Origin of the sequence: Ferribacterium limneticum, assembly GCF_020510565.1 — a bacterium.
Classification (GTDB): Bacteria; Pseudomonadota; Gammaproteobacteria; order Burkholderiales; family Rhodocyclaceae; genus Azonexus; species Azonexus limneticus_B.
The window spans coordinates 2,304,001-2,323,659 of the sequence record NZ_CP075189.1; the positions used below are offsets into that span (position 1 = coordinate 2,304,001).

The 19,659-nt window shown below is 59.8% G+C and carries 18 protein-coding genes and 1 tRNA gene; 10 read left to right on the forward strand and 9 right to left on the reverse strand.

The window, feature by feature from the left end; all coding sequences use genetic code 11:
• Positions 1-25: 25 nt before the first annotated feature.
• The 4 genes from KI610_RS11060 to KI610_RS11075 all read left to right on the forward strand — a co-directional run bounded on the left by KI610_RS11060 (position 26) and on the right by KI610_RS11075 (position 4,954).
• On the forward strand, positions 26-499 hold the full coding sequence (locus KI610_RS11060) for a peroxiredoxin (protein ID WP_404827399.1): 474 nt from the start codon (positions 26-28) through the stop codon (positions 497-499).
• Positions 496-996, forward strand: a complete 501-nt coding sequence (locus KI610_RS11065; protein WP_226495030.1) for an FKBP-type peptidyl-prolyl cis-trans isomerase — start codon at positions 496-498, stop codon at positions 994-996. The genes KI610_RS11060 and KI610_RS11065 overlap by 4 nt, the downstream gene beginning before the upstream one ends.
• Before the next feature lie 334 nt (positions 997-1,330).
• Positions 1,331-1,633 carry a hypothetical protein gene (locus KI610_RS11070; RefSeq protein WP_226495031.1) on the forward strand — a complete coding sequence of 101 codons (303 nt, stop codon included), beginning with the start codon at positions 1,331-1,333 and terminating at the stop codon, positions 1,631-1,633.
• A 42-nt stretch (positions 1,634-1,675) separates the two neighbouring features.
• Positions 1,676-4,954: a VanZ family protein gene (locus KI610_RS11075; protein ID WP_226495032.1), complete on the forward strand. Its 3,279-nt coding sequence runs from the start codon at positions 1,676-1,678 to the stop codon at positions 4,952-4,954.
• A 79-nt stretch (positions 4,955-5,033) separates the two neighbouring features.
• Here KI610_RS11075 and KI610_RS11080 read toward each other — a convergent pair whose 3' ends face one another.
• From KI610_RS11080 to menD, 4 genes are read right to left on the reverse strand one after another with little or no spacing between them, the layout of a single operon-like run.
• Entirely contained in the window at positions 5,034-5,948 is a 915-nt protein-coding gene (locus KI610_RS11080) for a metallophosphoesterase (RefSeq protein ID WP_226495033.1), read from the reverse strand.
• Positions 5,949-5,995: 47 nt separating this feature from the next.
• Positions 5,996-8,590, reverse strand: a complete 2,595-nt coding sequence (gene mutS / locus KI610_RS11085; RefSeq protein WP_226495034.1) for a DNA mismatch repair protein MutS — start codon at positions 8,588-8,590, stop codon at positions 5,996-5,998.
• Positions 8,591-8,628: 38 nt separating this feature from the next.
• Entirely contained in the window at positions 8,629-9,480 is an 852-nt protein-coding gene (gene queF / locus KI610_RS11090) for an NADPH-dependent 7-cyano-7-deazaguanine reductase QueF (protein ID WP_226495035.1), read from the reverse strand.
• Positions 9,481-9,504: 24 nt separating this feature from the next.
• On the reverse strand, positions 9,505-11,118 hold the full coding sequence (gene menD, locus KI610_RS11095) for a 2-succinyl-5-enolpyruvyl-6-hydroxy-3-cyclohexene-1-carboxylic-acid synthase (RefSeq protein WP_226495036.1): 1,614 nt from the start codon (positions 11,116-11,118) through the stop codon (positions 9,505-9,507).
• Between the two features lie 120 nt (positions 11,119-11,238).
• Here menD and KI610_RS11100 point away from each other — a divergent pair.
• Both KI610_RS11100 and KI610_RS11105 read left to right on the forward strand, forming a co-directional pair.
• Positions 11,239-11,315, forward strand: a tRNA-Asp gene (locus tag KI610_RS11100).
• 142 nt (positions 11,316-11,457) lie between these two features.
• Entirely contained in the window at positions 11,458-11,859 is a 402-nt protein-coding gene (locus tag KI610_RS11105; RefSeq protein ID WP_226495037.1) for an Hpt domain-containing protein, read from the forward strand.
• Positions 11,860-11,871: 12 nt separating this feature from the next.
• Here KI610_RS11105 and KI610_RS11110 read toward each other — a convergent pair whose 3' ends face one another.
• Both KI610_RS11110 and smpB read right to left on the reverse strand, forming a co-directional pair.
• Complete coding sequence (locus KI610_RS11110; RefSeq protein ID WP_226495038.1) at positions 11,872-12,543, reverse strand: response regulator; 672 nt, start codon at positions 12,541-12,543, stop codon at positions 11,872-11,874.
• 82 nt (positions 12,544-12,625) lie between these two features.
• On the reverse strand, positions 12,626-13,075 hold the full coding sequence (gene smpB / locus KI610_RS11115; protein WP_226495039.1) for an SsrA-binding protein SmpB: 450 nt from the start codon (positions 13,073-13,075) through the stop codon (positions 12,626-12,628).
• 58 nt (positions 13,076-13,133) lie between these two features.
• Between smpB and KI610_RS11120 the strand changes: the two genes are divergently transcribed.
• Positions 13,134-13,577 carry a type II toxin-antitoxin system RatA family toxin gene (locus KI610_RS11120; RefSeq protein WP_226495040.1) on the forward strand — a complete coding sequence of 148 codons (444 nt, stop codon included), beginning with the start codon at positions 13,134-13,136 and terminating at the stop codon, positions 13,575-13,577.
• The gene (locus KI610_RS11125) at positions 13,570-13,893 is read left to right on the forward strand and encodes an RnfH family protein (protein ID WP_226495041.1); all 324 of its coding nucleotides are present in this window, start codon (positions 13,570-13,572) and stop codon (positions 13,891-13,893) included. The genes KI610_RS11120 and KI610_RS11125 overlap by 8 nt, the downstream gene beginning before the upstream one ends.
• Positions 13,894-13,908: 15 nt before the next feature.
• On the opposite strand, the gene KI610_RS11130 is transcribed toward KI610_RS11125, so the two are convergent.
• Positions 13,909-14,409, reverse strand: coding sequence for a DUF4124 domain-containing protein (locus KI610_RS11130; RefSeq protein ID WP_226495042.1), 501 nt, complete (start codon positions 14,407-14,409; stop codon positions 13,909-13,911).
• A 63-nt stretch (positions 14,410-14,472) separates the two neighbouring features.
• On the opposite strand from KI610_RS11130, the gene guaB reads away from it, so the two are divergent.
• Positions 14,473-15,936 (forward strand): IMP dehydrogenase, encoded by a 1,464-nt coding sequence (guaB, locus tag KI610_RS11135; protein ID WP_226495043.1) that lies wholly within the window; start codon positions 14,473-14,475, stop codon positions 15,934-15,936.
• A 60-nt stretch (positions 15,937-15,996) separates the two neighbouring features.
• Positions 15,997-17,631 (forward strand): glutamine-hydrolyzing GMP synthase, encoded by a 1,635-nt coding sequence (guaA, locus tag KI610_RS11140; protein ID WP_226495044.1) that lies wholly within the window; start codon positions 15,997-15,999, stop codon positions 17,629-17,631.
• 70 nt (positions 17,632-17,701) lie between these two features.
• Here the strand turns inward: guaA and KI610_RS11145 are convergent, their stop codons facing one another.
• Together KI610_RS11145 and cyoE are read right to left on the reverse strand one after the other, a co-directional pair.
• Positions 17,702-18,754: a COX15/CtaA family protein gene (locus KI610_RS11145; protein WP_226495045.1), complete on the reverse strand. Its 1,053-nt coding sequence runs from the start codon at positions 18,752-18,754 to the stop codon at positions 17,702-17,704.
• Positions 18,755-18,764: 10 nt separating this feature from the next.
• Positions 18,765-19,655, reverse strand: coding sequence for a heme o synthase (gene cyoE / locus KI610_RS11150; RefSeq protein ID WP_226495046.1), 891 nt, complete (start codon positions 19,653-19,655; stop codon positions 18,765-18,767).
• Between the last annotated feature and the right edge of the window lie 4 nt (positions 19,656-19,659).

Consider the following 19,659-nt stretch of genomic DNA (forward strand, 5'->3'; position numbering starts at 1 on the left):
ACGCAGAGCGCTCAAGGAGAACAACATGCTGCTCAAGGTTGGCGAAAAGGCTCCATCATTCTCGTTGCCGGATGCCGATATGGAGACTATCGATCTGGCGAAATATCAGGGGCAGAAACACATCGTTATATTCTTCTACCCGAAGGATGGAACCCCCTGTTGCACCAAGGAAGTTACGGATTTTTCGGATCACGAGGACGAATTTCTCCGTCAGGATTGCGTGCTATTCGGCGTCAGTCGCGACGACTGCATGAGGCATGCCGAATTTCGCGACAAGGAAGGTATCGGCATCGAACTGCTGTCGGATGAGGAAGGTGCCGTCTGCAAGCAATACGGTGTCTGGCAGGCCAAGGAAGTGGATGGCCACAAGAAATTCGGCGTTTGCCGCTCCACCTTTATTATCGATCGCCGCGGTATCATTCGCCACGCGCTTTACAACGTCAATTACAAGGGCCACGCACTGGAAGTGCTGCGCCTGGTCAAGGAACTAAATTCATGAACACGCAGGTTGCCAAGAATTCCGTCATTACTCTCGATTACCACGTTACCGATCCCGATGGCGAAGTGGTCGATGAAGGCCGCGAGCCGCTGATTTACCTGCATGGTGGTTACGACGATATTTTTCCGCTGATCGAGGAAGCCCTGCAGGGCAAGAAGATCGGTGAGTCGGTCAAGGTAAAGCTACAGCCGGACGAGGCGTTTGGTGAATACGATGCCGAGATGGTTCAGATCGAGCCGCGCAAGGATTTCCCGAAGGAACTTGAGGTTGGCATGCAGTTCGAAGGCGGCCCGGAAGAGGGCGGCGAGGATGATTTCGTGATCTATCGCGTTACTGAAATTGCCGACGACAAGGTTGTTCTCGACGGCAATCACCCGCTAGCCGGCATGGCCCTGATTTTTACCTGCACCGTGACGGCGATTCGCCCGGCCAGTGCCGAAGAAATCGAACACGGCCATGTGCATGGCGGCGATGATGACGAGGAAGGCTGCCACTAACTGGCGGCTGCTTTCTCGCCCCGCAATGCCCGCTTCGGCGGGTATTTTTTTGGTCCATCATTGTCTGTCGGCGCCAGCCATTTGATGACGGCGGTGTCGATAAACTTTACAGTGGTCAGGGTAATAGCCGTTTTGAATGTTGCTAAGCGCTTGAAAGATAAGAGCGTGAATTGGTTTGGCGCAAGCCTTGCTTAGCCACATGTAATGTAATATGCGCCAATACTAACGAAATTTAGGAGCCAACATGCTACGCAACCTTATCGTTTTCATGCTGTTGGGGCTTGCCTCCACTTCCCAAGCACAGGAGTCATGCCCATGCGGTGGAGGTACTCGTATGAGCGACACCCAAATTAGTAGCCTTTTGGGTGGCAATACTGTTTGTGCGATTTTGGGTAGTGAGCAGTGGCAGGAATGGCATAACGGTGGCTCAATCTATGAACTCGGCAACAACTCCAATGGTGAAAATGTTGGAACTTGGTCTGTGTCTGGTACTGAAGCCAACGCGATGGTGAGTTATAACTATGGGACGGGTGGCTCCTATTCGTATGTGGTTTGCGATCAAAATCCCCTTTACCATTTCTGCGGAGCCAAAAACGTAACTGGCGCTTCAGTAAAAACAGGTAAGGGTGGCTGCTAGCTCATGGCCACGCTTGTGGTTTTCTAGCAAGTTTCCTCCGGAGTGCCGCTGCATACGCACCGAACCATCGCGACTATAAGGTCAAATTCCGATGGAACAAAGGTCGCAAGGTGGGCATGGCTCATTTATGCGACCTTCGTCGTTTATGGCAGTCTTATCCCCTTCGACTTTCACCCGCTTCCGTTTGACCAGGCTTGGGCGGCTTTCCGGCATACCCCCTTCCTGACACTCGGGGTCGAATCTCGCGCCGACTGGATTGCCAATGGTGTCCTTTACCTTCCACTGGGTTTCCTCGGCGTCCGGGCCTTGGATGGTGGAACACGCTTCCTGCCCACGCTTGCATCCCTGGCGTTCGCCGGCATGCTGGCCTTTACTGTCGAGTTTGCGCAGCTAAGTTTTCCGCCGCGGACCGTATCCCAGAACGATTTGCTGGCCGAGTGCCTCGGCAGCCTCGTCGGGGTTGTCGCTGCTCGTGGTATGGGGCCATGGCTGGCCCGCTGGTGGCAGGCCTGGAGGACTGATTCAGCCAATATCGCCCGCCTGGCCTGGCAGGCTTATGCTCTTGGCTACTTGTTGTTCTGCTTTTTTCCCTTCGATTTTCTGGTTTCTCGCCAGGAGTTCCTGAACAAGCTGGACTCTGGCAACTGGGGCTGGGTGTTCGCTCTGCCCGAGGCTTCATTCACGTCGTGGCTGCGCACGCTTCTTCTTCTGGTAGTCGAAGCTGCGTTGACGATTCCTATCGGTGTTGGCCTCGGTGCAGGGCTAAAGTCGCAGCAGGCGCTTCGACGGGGTATCTTCGGTGGCGCCATGATCGGATTTTTGTTTGAGATCGGTCAGATTTTCATCGCCAGCGGGGTTAGCCAAGGGGCGTCGCTGCTCAGCCGAGCGGCCGGTGCCGGGCTGGGGGCGTGGCTGGGTGCCGGATGGCGAAAGGGCAGCCTCGATATCCTGCGCTGCTGGCTAAGCCAGCACATGGGCTGGTTGTTGCTGGCCTACCTTGTCCTGCTTGGCTTCGCCTCCGGTTGGGGCAGCCACGCTTGGCTGGGCTGGGGGCACGCTTTGCGGTCCTGGGACGAATTGAGGTTTCTGCCATTCTACTATCACTACTTCACCACCGAGGCGGCTGCCTTGGTTAGCCTCGGTAGCGTAGTGGTGATCTACGCACCGCTGGCGATCATTGCGTGGGCGAGCATGGCTGGAGCGGCAGGCACCGCCGTATTGGCGGCAATGGTCGCGCTGGTGTTGGAGACTGGAAAACTGTTCATGGACGGGATACATCCTGATCCGACCAATGTCCTGCTGGCTGGTACATCAGTCTGGTTGCTGATGAACGGCATCAACCTTTGGGAGCGGCAGCAACGACGAGTAGAACGCACTGCTGATGTTCCGCCTGAACATGGTGATCGGGCGGCTCCTCTTGATACAGCAACCTCTTCCGCAGTTGAGTCGATACCAAAGACAAGTTTCAGCCTGCCTGACAAGCCATGGCTGATAGTTCTCCTTATGGCCATCGCCTGGATGGGGGCCGGTTGGCCGGCCTATTCCTGGTTTGTGCTGGGTGTGGTGGCTGCAGCCGCGGCAGCAACCTGGTGGCGGCCGGCTAGCTTGCTGGTGATATTGCCGGCGGCTATGCCGGTTTTCGATTTCGCCCCGTGGTCCGGTCGTTTCTTCCTTGATGAATTTGATCTCCTTTGCGCAGCCTGTCTGGCCGTCGGATTCGCGCGCGAGCGACCGCAAATTTTCCGCAAGCGATTGAGCGGGCGGGCGCTGGTCTTCCTCGCCATGATGCTCAGTTTGGCCATCGGTGCGTTAAAGGCCTGGGGAGGCAGCTTTTCCCTCGATATGAACAGCTTCTCCAGCTACCTCAGCCCGTTCAACGGTATGCGTATCTTCAAGGGGGTGGTATGGGCTTGGCTGTTTGTCGCCATGTATCGGTCGCTGGTTGGTCGTCAGCCCACCGTCGGCCGCCTCTTGCATCTGGGCTTTGCGGTTGGCTTGGCGCTGACCATCCTGGTCGTGCTTTGGGAGCGCATGGCGATGGTTGGTTTGTTCGACTTCACGACCGACTACCGGGTAACCGGCCCCTTCTCTGTAATGAACAAGGGCGGTGCCTACATTGAGTGTTTCCTGGCGGTGGCTAGCGCCTTCGTCATCATCGAACTCGCCACCTGTCGCCACCGGCTGCTGTTTTGGGGCGTATCAGCACTACTCGTGCTGGCCGGCTACGCGATTCTTGTTACTTATTCGCGCAACGGCTTTGCTGCATTGGCCGGTGCGCTGTTGATCGGTATTCTCACCGCCTGGCAAACGCGACGCCGCTCGCCTGGTGCGATGCTTCCGGCTCTGTTGACGATCGGCATGGTCACGGTCGCTGGCGGCATGGCGCTGAGCGGTGGCTACGCCAGCGAGCGCCTGGGCGCGTCCGAGCACGATTTTGAAACTCGTCTCGCCCATTGGCGCTCCGCGCTTGACCTGCGAGACGACGGCGTCGCCACCACCTTGCTGGGAGTAGGTCTCGGCCGTTTTCCGGAAAGCCATTTCTGGGGGAGCCGTACCGAACAGCGCGCCGCCGCCTTCCGTATCGAACCCGGTGGTGGGAATGCTTTCCTGCGGCTTGCTCCTGGAGCTCCCATCTATATCGAACAGATCATTTCTCCTCCGCCAGGCAAGGAACTGGATCTGTCCATCAATGTGCGGAGTGCCGGTGCGCCCCCAAAGCTAGCGGTGACCCTTTGCCGGAAAACCTTGCTCACGGCCGACGAATGTGAGCAGGTTGAAGTGACCGGCATCAAGGCTCCCGGGTACTGGCAGAACCAGTACGCCACCATACCGCCGCTACCCGAGCCAGCAAACGGGCTGGCAGCACTGGTGCCGGTCAAGATATCCTTGGTCACGCCTGCCAATGGTCAGGCCATCGACATCGATAACATCAGCTTGCGTCTTCCTGGTACGGATCACTACTTGACTCGCAATGGCGCCTTCGAGAAGGGCATGGACCACTGGTTCTTCGCTACAGACATTGACCCGCCGTGGCATATTCACAGCCTGCCGGTGGCTCTGCTGTTCGATCTCGGCTGGCTCGGACTTGCCGCCGCATTGGCTTTGATGAGCGTTGCAGTGGCCGGTGGATTCAAGGCCCTGCGCTACGGCCAAGTTGAAGGCATTGCTGCCTTTGCCGGCCTGTTGGCTTTTCTTGTTTCGGGGAGCCTCAACACCCTGATCGACGAACCGCGTTTTCTGTGGCTGTGGCTAGTGCTTGCCTGGGTTTGCGGCTGGCAGGGCGCGCGCGCAAAGTCCGTCGATACCAAATCTGCCGCCTGAAAACTGCCGATTTGGCTTGCTGAATCGCTCCGCATGAGTCGATCTTCTGGCTGGCGGTATTCGCTCCGAGAGTGCCGCATCAATCGCGTCTTGTAGGCCAAGGATGAGTTTCGAACCGGAATAGGGTGGGGGATTCACTATCGATGATGCCGCGTGTCCAGCCCATCATCGGATAGCCGTGGGTTTCGACGCGTGTAAAGTTAATTATCGGACTCCCCTGTTTGTCGCGTAGTGGATGATCGATGCGGCTGATATGGGAGTCGCCATGGACGGCGACGACCTGGCCGGTGAATTGCAACGTTTCGTCGCGCAGCAATTCCAGAAAATCGCGGTAGCCATTGTGGCCAAAGCCCTGATTGAAATGCTTGAATTCTGGGTTGGCCTGGAAGAGCAAGACGATGCCGGCCAGTTTTTTGCGGCGGGCGAGGGTGAAGTTTTCCTTGAGCCAGGCGAGGGCAACCGGGTTGCGGGCGAGGAATTCCGGGCTGGGCTGGCTGGTCATTCCCCAATTGTTGTTGCCGCCCGGCACGTTGAGCGTGACGAAAAGCACTGGCCCGAGCCCGAAGCGGGCGTGTTCGGGATAGTTTCCAGGTTGGCGCTCAAGCGTCAGTTTTTTCTGGCCGAGCGATAGCGAATCACGCCAGAACAGGCTGCGCAGCTTGTTAAGACGTTCGTGCTGATGGTAGCTGCCATTCGACACGCGATCACAGTCCGACCATTCGTTGTCGCCCGGAACAAAGACGAAGGGCACGCGGGAGGCGTTGAAGAGGCTATGGCGATCAGCAAAAAGGCTGTCGTCGCAGCGATCCTTGCCTGACTTGATATCGCCGATATGGGCGACGAATTCGACCTGACTGTTGGCAATGGCCTCGAGCATTTTGGGCAATTCGGCCCGTTCGTAGTCGGAATAGGGCGTGTCGCCGATCACGGCAAAACGCCAGACATCGGCATGGGCCTGGGCCATTGCGCCGATCAACAGCAGACCCCATTTCAATTTTGGCCAAAATTTCCGGTTGACCGTGGAAGCCTCGATTTTCCCGATCACCGAAGCAAACCCTTCAACGCATAGAGCGCATCGAGCGCCTCGCGTGGCGTCAGGCTGTCCGGGTCGATGGCGGCGAGGTGGTCGAGGGCCGGGTGTGGCTCAGGCTCGGCTGGCTCGGGCGCTTCTGGCGAAAAATCCTGGGCGAAAAGGTCCGGCTGGAGCGGATCAACCGTGGCGCGTTGTTCGAATTCGCGGAGCTGCTTGCGGGCGGCGCGGACGACGGCGGTCGGAATGCCGGCCAGTGCGGCGACCTGAATCCCGTAGCTCTGGTTGGCCGGGCCTTCCTCGACGGCGTGCATGAAGACGATGCGGTCGTTGTGCTCGACGGCGCCGAGGTGGACGTTGGCCAGTTCGGTGTATTCGTGTGACAGCCGGGTCATCTCGAAATAGTGCGTGGCGAACAGCGTCAGGCAGCGATTCTTGTCGATCAGATGGCGCAGGATGGCGAAGGCCAGGGCCATACCGTCGAACGTGGACGTGCCGCGGCCGATTTCGTCCATCAGGACGAGGCTGTTGGCTGTCGCGTGGTGCAGGATGGCGGCGGCTTCGGTCATTTCGACCATGAAAGTCGAACGGCCGGAAGCCAGATCGTCGGAGGCGCCGATGCGGGTGAAAATGCGGTCGAGCGGGCCGAGCACGCAGCGGTCGGCCGGCGTGTAGCAGCCGATGTGGGCGAGCAGGGCGATCAGCGCGACTTGCCGCATGTAGGTCGATTTACCGCCCATGTTCGGGCCGGTGATGAGCAGCAGGCGGCGGTTTTCGGCGAGCAGGCAATCGTTGGCGATGAAGGTTTCGGCATTGTTGGCCAGTTCGCCCTCAACCACCGGGTGACGGCCGCCTTCCACGGTCAACCCGATTTCTTCAGCAAATTCGGGCTTGCACCAGTTGCGCTTGAGGGCGGTTTCAGCAAAGCCGGCCAGAAGGTCGAGATGGGCAACGGCGCGGGCGATGACTTGCAGGGTCGGGATGACCGGTTGGAGTTCGTCGAGAATGGCCTCGTAGAGCAGCTTTTCGCGGGCCAGCGCGCGTTCCTGGGCCGACAGTGCCTTGTCCTCAAAAGCCTTGAGCTCCGGCGTGATGTAGCGCTCGGCATTCTTCAGCGTTTGCCGGCGGCGGTAGTCTTCCGGGATTTTCTCGGTATTGGCGTGCGTGACTTCGATGTAGAAGCCATGCACCTTGTTGTACTCGACCTTGAGGCTGCTGATGCCGGTGCGCTCGCGTTCGCGGGCTTCCATGTCGACCAGATAGGCGCCGCAGTTGTCGTTTAGCGAGCGGTATTCGTCGAGATCGGCATCGAAGCCCGGGGCGATGACGCCACCGTCGCGAATCTGGGCGGATGGTTCGGCGCCGATGGAACGGATGAGCAGATCGAGCGTGGCGAACGGTGTGTCGAGATCGCCGAATAGTTGCGCGACCAAGGGCGAGATAGTGCCGGCCAGCGGGGCGCGCAGGCCATCGAGGCGGGCCAGCGATTCGCGCAGGCTGGCTAGGTCACGCGGTCGGGCGTTGCGCAGGGCGATACGGCCGGCGATGCGTTCAATGTCGGCGATGCCGCGCAGGCCGCGACGGATTTCGCCGGCGATGCGGCCGTAATCGTCGAGCAGGAATTCGACAGCGCCGTGGCGAGCGGCAGGCAGATCGCGTTCGCGCAACGGGTGATGCAGCGTGTGACGGAGCAGGCGCGAGCCCATGCTGGTCACGCAGTTGTCGAGCAGTGAAAACAGCGTCGGCGATGGCTGGCCGCGCAGGGTTTCGGTCAATTCCAGATTGCGCCGCGTGGCGAGGTCGAGGCCGAGGTAAGCGCCTTCGATTTCCACGGTCAACCCGCGTAAATGGGTCAATTTTCCGGCCTGCGTTGCCTGGGCGTATTGGAGCAGGGCGCCGGCAGCGGCAACGGCCGGCTTCAGCCCTTCGGCGCCGAAACCGGCGAGCGAAGCGACTTCAAACTGATCGCAGAGCAGGCGGCGGGCCGAGTCGAATTCGAAATACCAGTCTGGCTGCCGGGTGCGGGCAACGTCGAGGCCGAAATTGGGCGTCCAGCTTTCCGGGTAAAGGATTTCGGCCGGGCGGATGCGTTCCAAAGCAGCCGGAATCTGGTCTGTCGGGACTTCGAGCAGCACGAATTCGCCGCTGGCCAGGTTGAGCCGGGCCAGACCGGCGGTGTTGCGGATGGTGGTTACAGCCAGCAGCCAGATGTCCTGCTTGTCGTCGATCAGCGCCGCATCGGTCAGCGTGCCGGGCGTGACGATACGTGCCACAGCGCGCTCGACTGGCCCCTTGCTGGTCGCCGGGTCGCCGATCTGCTCGCAGATCACGGCCGATTCGCCGAGCTTGACCAGACGGGCGAGGTAAGGCTCCAGCGAATGGAAGGGGATGCCGCACATCTTGATCGGCACGCCAGCCGACTGGCCGCGCGTGGTCAGCGTGATGTCGAGCAGGCGCGCTGCCTTTTCTGCGTCTTCATGAAAAAGCTCGTAGAAATCGCCCATCCGGTAGAACAGCAGCGTGTTCGGGTGGCTGGCCTTGAGCGCCAGATATTGACGCATCATCGGCGTGTGTTTGGAAAGGTCGGGCGCGGCGTCTTTAACCATGAGCTTGTCGATTATTGTTATTGGAGAGCGGGCGAAAATTACTGGCGGATTTCGCGGATATTTTCCGGTCGACCGTAGCAATCGCCGCTGCTGCGGAAGGGATTGATGTCGAGGCCGCCGCGGCGGGTGTAGCGGGCGTGGACGGCCAGCGCCTCGGGCGCGCAATGCTTCTGGATGTCGGTGAAAATCCGCTCGACGCACTGTTCGTGGAATTCGTTGTGGTTGCGGAAGGAGACGACGTAGCGCAGCAGCCCAGCCCGGTCGATGGGGCGGCCACGGTAGCGGATGACGACCATCGCCCAGTCGGGCTGGCCGGTGACCAGACAGTTCGATTTGAGCAGGTGGGAGAACAGCGTTTCTTCGACGACTTCGCCGGCTTGCGTGGTCAGTAGTTCCGGTGCTGGCTGGTAGCGCTCGCAGGCAATATCCAGATCGTCGAGACAGGTGCCTTCCGGGATGGCGATCACGGCTTGCGGGCGGTCAGAAAGTGGTTCTATCCCGACGCGGAGCGGCTTTCCGGCGGCAGCCGAGAGGTCGCGTGCTAGCGTCTGCGAGACGGTTTCAACATCGGCGAAAGTGCTCTGGTTGAACGAATTCAGGTAGAGCTTGAAGGACTTGGATTCGATCAGGTTCGGACTGTTGGCCGGTACGCTGAAGGTGCCGACGGCAACGACCGGTTTGCCTTTCGGGTTGAGCCATGACAGTTCATAGGCATTCCACAAATCCTCGCCGACAAAGGGCAGGGCGCCATCGGCAATGCCGAGTTCGCTGCGCTTGAGCTGGCGCGGAATGGGGTAGAGCAACTCGGGTGCGTAGTGGCTCTGGTATTCGGTGGCCTTGCCCAAGGGCGAGGCGCTGCTCGGGTCGGCGGTGTTGATCGGCGAATTCATGGGGGCTGATTTTACCGCAAGGCCTCAAGGCATCTGCAGTTCGATCAGATGCGGGCCGCCGGCGGCGAGCGCCGCGCGCAGCACCCTTCTGAAGTCGTCAATCGAGTCGGCACGGCCAAAGCCAAGACCGAAAGTCAGCGCCGCATGTTCGAAATTGATTTGCTGCGGGGTGCGCCAGCCTTGCTCGAATTCAGGTAGATGGCGCTGGGGCAGGTGATCGAAAATGCCGCCCCCGGCGTTGTTGACCGCAACAATCACGGCATTTCGACCCTGGGCCAGCGCTAGTCCGCCAAGGTCATGCTGGGTGGTCAGATCGCCGAGCAGGGCAACGACATTGCCATGAAATGCGGCAATCCCCATGGCTGTCGAGATGTTGCCGTCGATGCCGCTGGCACCGCGGTTGCCGTAAAAGTGGATGGCTTTGTCGCCGCTGCCGGACAGGCTGTCTAGTTGGCGGATAGCCAGCGAATTGCCGATGAAGAACGGCGTGGCATCCGGGATTTCTTCGAGCATGGCAGCAATGTGGCCAGCGTCAGCCCCCTTCGCTGCCGCCGCATCCTGATCGGCAAAGTCCTGTCGCCAGCTACCGGGGGCGGCGACGAGCGATTCTGCCAGCAGGGCGATACAGACATCGGCCGGCTCGGCGCGGAACAAATGGGTCAGCCGATGCGCGGGATCATTCCAGCGTGGCCATGGTTCGACTACGGCATGGTTCTGCCGAATTCCGCCCACGTAGTTTTGCAGGTTGCGGGTGACGGGGAAGGCGCCAAAGCGCAACACCCATTCTGGCTGTTGCTTTTCCACAAAGGTCTGATCCGCCAGCCAGTGGTTGTAACGAACGCACAAATGCGAGCGATCATGATCACCGTAGCGCAGTCCGGACAGCGGTTCGGCAAGGATCGGGGCGTTGAGCCGTTCGGCCAGGGCGGCAATGGCATTGCTGTTTTCGCGAAGTCCCGGCATTTCACCGCAGACGATGATGCCGGGCTGTCCGCTGATGTAGCCGGCGAAGTCGCGAATAGCTTCTGGGGGCGGGTGTAACGTCGGGGGGGCGACGCGGATGGATTCCGGAATTTCTGCTTCGGCAGTCTCCGCCAAAGGCATCAGTGGCTCGCGGAACGGCTGGTTGATATGGACAGGGCCGGGGTGGGGCCAGGTCGCCAACTCATAGGCGCGGGCCGCGAGGCGGTGCAGGTAAGCCGGATCAAATCCATCATGCGGAGTGCCAAGCGCATGGCTGGCGCGGACGTGCGCGCCGAAAAGCCCGATCTGGACGACGGTTTGATTGGCCCCACAGTCTTGTAGTTCCGGCGGGCGATCAGCCGAGATAAGGAGCAGAGGTACGCCGGACTGGCTGGCCTCGATAACGGCCGGCAGCCAGTTGGCCGGCGCTGTCCCGGAGGTGGCCAGCACCAGTACAGGCCGCCGGCTGGCCTTGGCGATGCCAAGCGCGAAAAATGCCGCACTTCGCTCGTCGACCGCAACATGGCAGCGCAGCCGGGGCTGGCGCAACATGGCCAGCGCCAGCGGCGTCGAGCGCGAGCCGGGGGAAATGACAGCATCACTGGCACCCGCCGCGACAAAGCCGGCGATCATGGCCTGCGACCAGGAAAAATTGAGCGTACCGGTATCGGTCATCGTTTCCGTTGCACGGCTGAAAACGTCAAATTGTAGTCGTAGCCGGGCACCCGGAACCATAGCCCCGTGCTATTATTCGCCGCTCGTTGCCGCCCGCCAAAACCGCGGGCGCCATGATGCGGAGTGGTAGTTCAGTTGGTTAGAATACCGGCCTGTCACGCCGGGGGTCGCGGGTTCGAGTCCCGTCCACTCCGCCAACTACCGTAAAGCCCGAAAGCTATTGCTTTTCGGGCTTTTCTGTTTTCAGGGACGCTTCCCTAGGGTAACACCGGGTTCCCTGTATTTTTCCGCTGGCATAAGCTATGACCGAATAATACAAATAAGCCAAGGTATTCGGTAATGTCTGAGAGCAGCAGCAATCGTAAGGGTGGCGACTTCTGCAATCTGGAGTATTTGCTGGTAAATCTGGGACGAAACCAGGCCGCCGCAGAACGGCTCATTCACATTTTTCTTGAAAATGCCCCGACGCTATGTCGGCGATTGGAAAATGCAGCAGCACAGGGCGATTTGCCGGCCCTGAGAGACGTACTGCATGACATTCGGAGTAGTTGTGTCCTCTTCTCCGGAAACCGATGTCTCGATCAGGCTCGCGACATCGAACAACTTGTCCGCGAACATCTTCTCGAAACCCCGATTGGTACGTCAGTACCCGACTGGCCTTCGATGTCGGCTCCTTTGGTCCTCTGCATACAGTGCATGGAAGCCGAACTGGCGGGCTTTCTGGTCGAAAGGGAAGGCTGAGTCGCTATCCGTTCAGGGGCAGCTGACGATGCCAGTGTGAAGCGCAAATCGGGTTAGTCCGGTTACGTCGTGGACACCAATTTTTTCCATCAGGCGACTGCGGTGGAACTCGACCGTTTTGGGGCTGATACCGAGTTCGCGGGCAATTTCCTTGGTGGTTCTGCCGGAGGCCACGTGGCGCAGAATCTCGGTTTGCCGTGTGGTCAATCGAGATATCTGGCCTGAGTCGGATTCGGCCTCCGAGCGCAAGTTCATCGCACTGAGTTTTGGTGACAGGAAGCTTTCACCTTCGAGCACCATGGCCAAGGCCTGAATTAGCTCAGCCAGCACGAAGTCTTTCAGCAAATAGCCATTGACGCCAGCAGCCAGCGCCTGCTCGACGATTTCCTGGCGGTCGATGCTGGACAGCACGAGGATTCTCGTTTCCCGGTCGAACTGGCGAATCGTACGTGCCACCTCGATGCCTGAAGGCCCAGGCATGGCGATATCAAGCAGAACGACGTCGGGTTGCAGCTTGCGAATGGCGGCAATGGTTTCGTGGCCATCAGCGCATTCGGCTTCGATCAGATATCCGGGAAGCGTCTCGATAATGGCGCGGATGCCGGCGCGTATCAGTAACTGGTCATCCGCGAGAACAATTCGTATCGTTTTCATGGTTATCACAAGGATATGCCAAAGAGCCACAATCAGGGTTACTAAACGACATAGTCATTTGTGAGTATGGCAATACAACGAACAAAAATGTTACTGCGAAACTTGGACGGCTTTAGTGGAGGCGTTCTTTCATGGCGCGCTGGGCTTCTCGCTTCGAGTCTTTGTCCAGGGCGTCGGCGCGTTTGTCGTGCTGTTTCTTGCCTTTGGCCAGGCCGATTTCAAGCTTGATCCGGCCGCGCACGAAGTGCAGGTCGATGGGCACCAGCGTGTATCCGGCGCGCTCAACCTTGCCGATCAGTTTGCCGATTTCGTTGGCGTGCAGGAGCAGTTTTCGCGTACGTATCGGGTCGTGCTGGTTGTGGGTGGAGGCGGTCGCCAGCGGGCTGATATGCATCCCGATCAAGTAGATTTCGCCGCTCTTGATAATGACGTAGGATTCCTTGATGTTCATTCGGCCGGCGCGAATGGCCTTGACCTCCCAACCTTCGAGGACAATGCCAGCTTCGTACTTTTCTTCGACAAAATAGTCGTGAAAGGCTTTTTTGTTGACCGTAATGCTCATGCTACCGGCTGTTCCTTTAAAATCGCGATTCTACAGGAAACAGGAATACTGCCGCTGCATGGCCCTCGTTGAAAAGACCGTCTTGATCGAGCAATCCGCCGAACGCATGTTCGAACTGGTGGACCGTTGCGAGGATTACCCCGCATTCCTGCCCTGGTGCAGTCATACCGAGCTCAAATTTCGCGATGCGGTGAAAACTGCAGCGACGCTGCACATTAACTACCATTCGGTGAAATCCTGTTTTACGACGGAAAACGACAAGGAGTTTCCCCGGCTGATGAAAATTCGCCTGGTCGATGGGCCATTCCGTCGCCTCGAAGGTTCATGGCATTTCAAGGCGCTGGCCGAAAACGCCTGCAAGATTGAATTCCAGTTGCACTACGAGTTTTCCAGCAAATTGTTCGAGAAGGTCATCGGCCCGGTGTTCAGCCATATTGCCAACACGTTTGTCGATGCCTTCGTGCGCCGTGCGGCGCAGGTTTATGGAGTCAGCAATGGCTGAAATGTTGAGTGTCGAAGTTTGCTATGCCCAGTCAAACAAGCAGGAGCTTGTCCGCATCAAATTGAATGAAGGCGCGACGCTGCAGCAGGCGCTCGAGGCCTCCGGGTTGCTCGAAAAGTATCCGGAAATCGACCTGAAAAAAAACAAGTTCGGTATCTGGAACAAGCTTTCCAAGCCAGACTCTGTGTTGCGCAATCTGGATCGCGTCGAAATTTATCGGCCGCTGATCGCCGATCCGAAAGAGGTTCGCAAACAGCGGGCTGCCGAGGGCAAGGTCATGAAAAAAGGCGCCGGGGATTCCGACGCCGAGGGCTGAAGCTGAACCTTCTGCTTATTTGCAGGAGTCAGCCATGAATTTGCGAGCCCGTTCGATTTCCTGTTCGCGCAGTGTGCTGTCCATCAGCTTGCGTTCGCCCTTGTCATCGTAAACAGTGAGCGGCTGATTGGCTTCCAGTGCTGCCAGGTTGCGCCGGGCGCGGTCGCAGTTTTCACTTTTTTCCTTTTCGGCCGCCTGTTCCTTGGCCTGCTTGTCGGCCTTCTCCCTGGATTCCTGCTGCCGTTTCTTGAAGTCGAGATCCTTTTCCGCGATGGTCTTCGGCGCATCAGCAACTTTTGGGGCATCAGCCGTTTTTTCCGGAATGGCCTCCGACACGACCGCAGGCTTTACGCCGCCGATGGATCGCCGTCCCTTGGCCGTTGCCGGTGGTGGAACGTCCGAAACAACCGTCTGGCCATTGCTGTCCTTCCATTGGTAGGTTTCCGCCTGGGCTGACATGGCTGCTACGGTCAACGGGAAAAACAGGGCAAAAATGAAGGTGGATTTCGAGGTCATCTGGGTTTCCTTGGCTTTTCTGTATAATACGATTTTGTGACCTTGGATTAAAGGCTAAAGGCCATGCGACTGCTGCAAAAAGCCCTGACTTTCGACGACGTACTGCTCGTCCCCGCACACTCCCAGATTCTCCCCCGCGACGTTAGCCTGGCTACCCGGCTGACCCGCAACATTACTCTGAACCTGCCCTTGCTGTCCGCCGCCATGGATACCGTGACGGAAGGCCGCCTCGCCATCGCGATGGCCCAGGAGGGGGGTATCGGCATCATTCACAAGAATCTGTCACCCAAGGCCCAGGCGGCCGAAGTGGCCAAGGTGAAGCGTTTTGAATCCGGCATCCTCAAGGATCCGATCACCGTTTCGCCGACCATGACCGTGCGGGATGTGATCGAGATCACCCGCCAGTACCGGATTTCCGGTTTGCCGGTGATCGATCGTGCGGGCAAGGTGGTTGGCATCGTCACCAATCGCGACCTGCGCTTCGAGACCAATCTCGATCAGCCGGTCAAGGCCATCATGACGCCGCGCAAGCGACTGGTTACCGTCCGTGAAGGCGCCAGCGTCGAGGATGCCAAGGAACTGATCCGCAAGCATCGCCTGGAGCGCGTGCTGGTTATCGATGATGAATGGCATATGCGTGGCCTGATCACGGTCAAGGACATCCTGAAGTCCACCGAGCATCCGCTGGCCAACAAGGATTCGTCCGGACGCCTGCGCGCCGGAGCGGCGGTCGGCGTCGGGGCTGGCACCGAAGAGCGTGTCGAGTTGCTGGCCGAAGCCGGTGTTGACGTCATCGTGGTCGATACTGCCCATGGTCACTCGCAAGGCGTCCTTGACCGCGTTCAGTGGGTCAAGAAGAACTATCCGCAGATCGAAGTCATTGGTGGCAACATCGCGACTGCTGATGCCGCCCGGGCACTCGTCGATATGGGTGCCGATGGCGTCAAGGTTGGCATCGGCCCGGGTTCGATTTGTACGACGCGCATTGTTGCCGGTGTCGGCGTGCCGCAAATCACGGCTATCCAGAACGTTTCCGATTCGCTCAAGGGGACTGGCGTACCGATGATTGCCGACGGTGGTATCCGGTACTCCGGCGACATCGCCAAGGCGATTGCCGCAGGTGCCGATACGGTCATGCTCGGTGGTCTGTTTGCCGGTACCGAAGAAGCGCCGGGTGAGGTCGAACTGTTCCAGGGACGTTCCTACAAGTCCTACCGTGGCATGGGTTCGCTCGGTGCCATGCAGGCTGGCTCGTCCGATCGCTACTTCCAGGAAGCCACCTCGAATGTCGACAAGTTCGTGCCGGAAGGTATCGAAGGTCGCGTTCCTTACAAGGGCTCTGTGCTTGCCGTGATCCACCAGTTGATGGGTGGCCTGCGTTCGTCGATGGGTTATCTCGGTAGCCCGACCATCGCCCACATGCATGACAATGCCTGTTTCGTCGAAATCACCTCGGCCGGCATCCGTGAATCTCACGTCCACGACGTGCAGATCACCAAGGAAGCGCCGAACTACCACCTCGACTGATCTTTTCCGTGTTACTGAGGGCGGCTCCGGGAGCCGCCCTTTTTATTCAAGGTTTTGAAAATGGCTCACCAGAAAATCCTCATCCTCGATTTCGGTTCTCAGGTTACCCAGCTAATCGCCCGCCGCGTGCGCGAAGCCAAGGTGTTCTGCGAAATCCATCCGTACGACGTTTCGGACGAATTCATTCGCAGCTACGGCGCCCAGGGCATCATCCTGTCCGGCGGGCCGAGTTCGGTGACCGAAGGCGATACGCCGCGTGCCCCGGAAATCGTTTTCCAGCTGGGCGTTCCGGTGCTGGGTATTTGCTACGGCATGCAGACCATGGCCCAGCAACTGGGTGGCAAGGTGATGACGGCCGAAGCGGCCGGCAAGTCCCGCGAATTCGGCTACTCGGAAGTCCGCGCCCACGGCCACACGGCGCTGCTCAACGATATCGCCGACTTCTACAGCCCGGAAGGCCACGGCATGCTCAAGGTCTGGATGAGCCATGGTGATTCGGTGATGGAGCTGCCGGCCGGCTTCGTCAAGATGGCTTCGACGCCATCCTGCCCGATCGCCGCGATGGCCGACGAGAGTCGCAAGTTCTACGCCGTCCAGTTTCATCCGGAAGTTACGCATACACAGCAGGGCCGCGCCATTCTCGAACGCTTCGTGCATGGCATTTGCGGTTGCGGTACCGACTGGGTCATGGGCGACTACATCGCCGAAGCCGTCGATGCCATCCAGCGTCAGGTTGGTGACGAGGAAGTCATCCTTGGCCTGTCCGGCGGCGTCGATTCCAGCGTTGCTGCGGCGCTCATCCACAAGGCGATCGGCGACCAGCTGACCTGCGTCTTCGTTGATCACGGCCTGCTGCGCCTGAACGAGGGCGACATGGTCATGGACATGTTCGCCCGCAACCTCGGCGTCAAGGTCATCCGGGTCGATGCGGTCGACGACTTCATGGGCAAGCTGGCCGGTGTCTCCGACCCGGAACAGAAGCGCAAGATTATCGGCAAGGAATTCGTGGAGGTGTTCCAGGCTGAATCCAAAAAATTGCCCGCAGCTAAGTGGCTGGCCCAGGGCACCATTTATCCGGACGTGATCGAATCGGCTGGCAAGGGCAAGAAGGGCGCCCATACCATCAAGAGTCACCACAACGTCGGTGGCCTGCCGGAAGACATGCATCTCAAGCTACTCGAACCGCTGCGTGAACTGTTCAAGGACGAGGTCCGCGAACTTGGCGTCGCGCTCGGTTTGCCGCGCGAGATGGTCTATCGCCATCCGTTCCCCGGGCCGGGCCTGGGTGTTCGTATTCTTGGCGAAGTTACGCTGAAGGCCGCTCATCTACTCCAACGTGCCGATGCCATTTTTATCGAAGAACTACGCGCCACGCACGCTACCGAACGCGATGTCGCGGCTGGTGCCTGTACTGCGGCCGACATCGGCAAGAGCTGGTATGACCTGACCAGCCAGGCCTTCGCCGTCTTCCTGCCGGTCAAGAGCGTTGGCGTGATGGGCGACGGGCGCACTTACGAAAACGTGGTTGCCTTGCGCGCAGTGGTGACCAGCGATTTCATGACCGCCCACTGGGCGCATCTGCCCTACGAACTGCTCGGTCGCGTCTCGAACCGGATCATCAACGAAGTCCGTGGTCTGAACCGGGTCGTGTACGACGTTTCTGGGAAGCCGCCGGCGACCATCGAGTGGGAATGAGGTAGTGCCACAGGCAGAACAGACAAAGCCCGGTTTTTCCGGGCTTTGTCTTTTTCCGGCCGGGGATCATTCAACCGGCTGCGGTTTTCGATGGGCCACTCAGGGCTGATGCATTCGATGCCGGAAGGCGCTGGCGATAGAGGCTGATATTGAGCGTCAGCGTCGCCGTCAGCAGCAGCGCGGCGCCGAGGTTATGGGCGACGGCGATAGCCAGTGGCAGGCCGAGCAGGACGTTGGCAATGCCCAGACTGAGTTGTGCCAGCAGTAGCAGCGCCAGTAAGCCGCCCCATACTTGCCAATGTAGCCTGCCGGTTTTGAACAGGGTGAGTGCGAGCATGGCGACCACCATTGAAACCAAGGCAGCACCCAGACGGTGGCTCCAGTGAATCGCCGTCAGGGCGGTGTGCGGCAGTAACTGGCCATTGGCCGTCTCGCCCAGTTCGCGGTGCAGGCTGAAGGCGTGGGCAAAGTCCATCTCCGGTTGCCATTGGCCCTGACAGGTCGGGAAATCCGGGCAGGCAAGAGCGGCGTAGTTGCTGCTGACCCAGCCGCCGAGAGCGATCTGGATGGCAATTGCCAGCAAGGCACCGGCCGCCAGCAGGCGCATGCCGGGACTGACAGCGGAGTCAGGTCTTGCTTCGCGTCCGGCGACGGCCATGCCGACGAGGATGGAGAGTGTCGTCATGCCACCGATCAGATGCAGGGTGACGATGACCGGCTTGAGCAACAGGGTGACGGTCCACATGCCGAGCGCCGCCTGCAGGCCGACAATGCCGAGCAGTGCGGTCGGCAATGCTGGCGACTGGCGGCTGCGGGATTCCTTGCGCCAGGCGAGGATGCATAGCGCCAGGATGAGCAGGCCCAGGGTGCCGGCGAGATAGCGGTGGAGCATTTCCTTCCACGCCTTGCCGGTGTCGAGTGGCCGGTCCGGGTAGGCTTGCGCGGCGGCCTGCTGTTCGTGGTGTGCTTCGGGGACGCCCAGCCAGTGGCCGTAGCAGCCGGGCCAGTCGGGGCAGCCGAGGCCGGCGTCGGACAGGCGGACGTAGGCGCCGAGGGCGATGACGGCGAAGGCGAGCAGGGTGGCGACGAGCAGCAGGCGGTGGTAGAGGCGAGTCAGGGGCACGGCGGGCGGATCAGAACAGGCGGTCGATGAACAGGGCGGCAAAGAGCAGGGTCAGGTAGAGGATGGAGTAGCGGAAGGTGCGGCGGGCCAGGGCATCGCTGTAGTTGCGGCAGAGGGCGATGGCGTAGCCGAGGAAGACGAGGTCGAGCAGGCTGATGGCGATCAGGTAGAACGTCCCGCTCATGCCGAGCGACACCGGAATCAGGCTGGCAGCGGCGAGCATCACGGTGTACCAGAGGATGTGCTGGCAGGTGAAGGCGATGCCGTGGGTGACCGGTAGCATGGGCAGGCCGGAGCGGGCGTAGTCGTCACGCCGGTAGCAGGCCAGGGCCCAGAAGTGTGGCGGCGTCCACAGGAAAATGATCAGGAAGAGGACCAGCGGTTCGGCCGAAACATGGCCGGTCATCGCCGTCCACCCGAGCAGCGGCGGCATGGCGCCGGAGGCACCGCCGATGACGATGTTCATCGGCGTCGCCGGTTTGAGGATCAGCGTGTAGATGACGGTGTAGCCGACGAAGGTGGCCAGCGTCAGCCACATGGTCAGGTCGTTGATGAAGTTGTGGAGCAGCCACAGGCCGGTGGCGCCGAGGGCGGTGGCCAGCGTGACCGTTTCGAGCGGCGAGATGTCGCCGCGGGCTGTGGCGCGCCAGCTGGTGCGCGCCATCTTGGCGTCGACGGTGCGTTCGACCAGGCAGTTCAATGCGGCGGCGGCGAAGGAGACCAGGGCGATGCCGAGCGAGGCGACCGTGAAACGGAGCAGCGGCGGGAAATCCGGCGTCGCCAGGCACATGCCGATCATCGCGGTGAATACGATCAGGCTGTTGACCCGTGGCTTGCACAGGTGGCTGAAGGCGGCCAGGCGCTGGCCGAGGCTCAGGGTGGGGACTGTCGCGGTGTGCATGGAG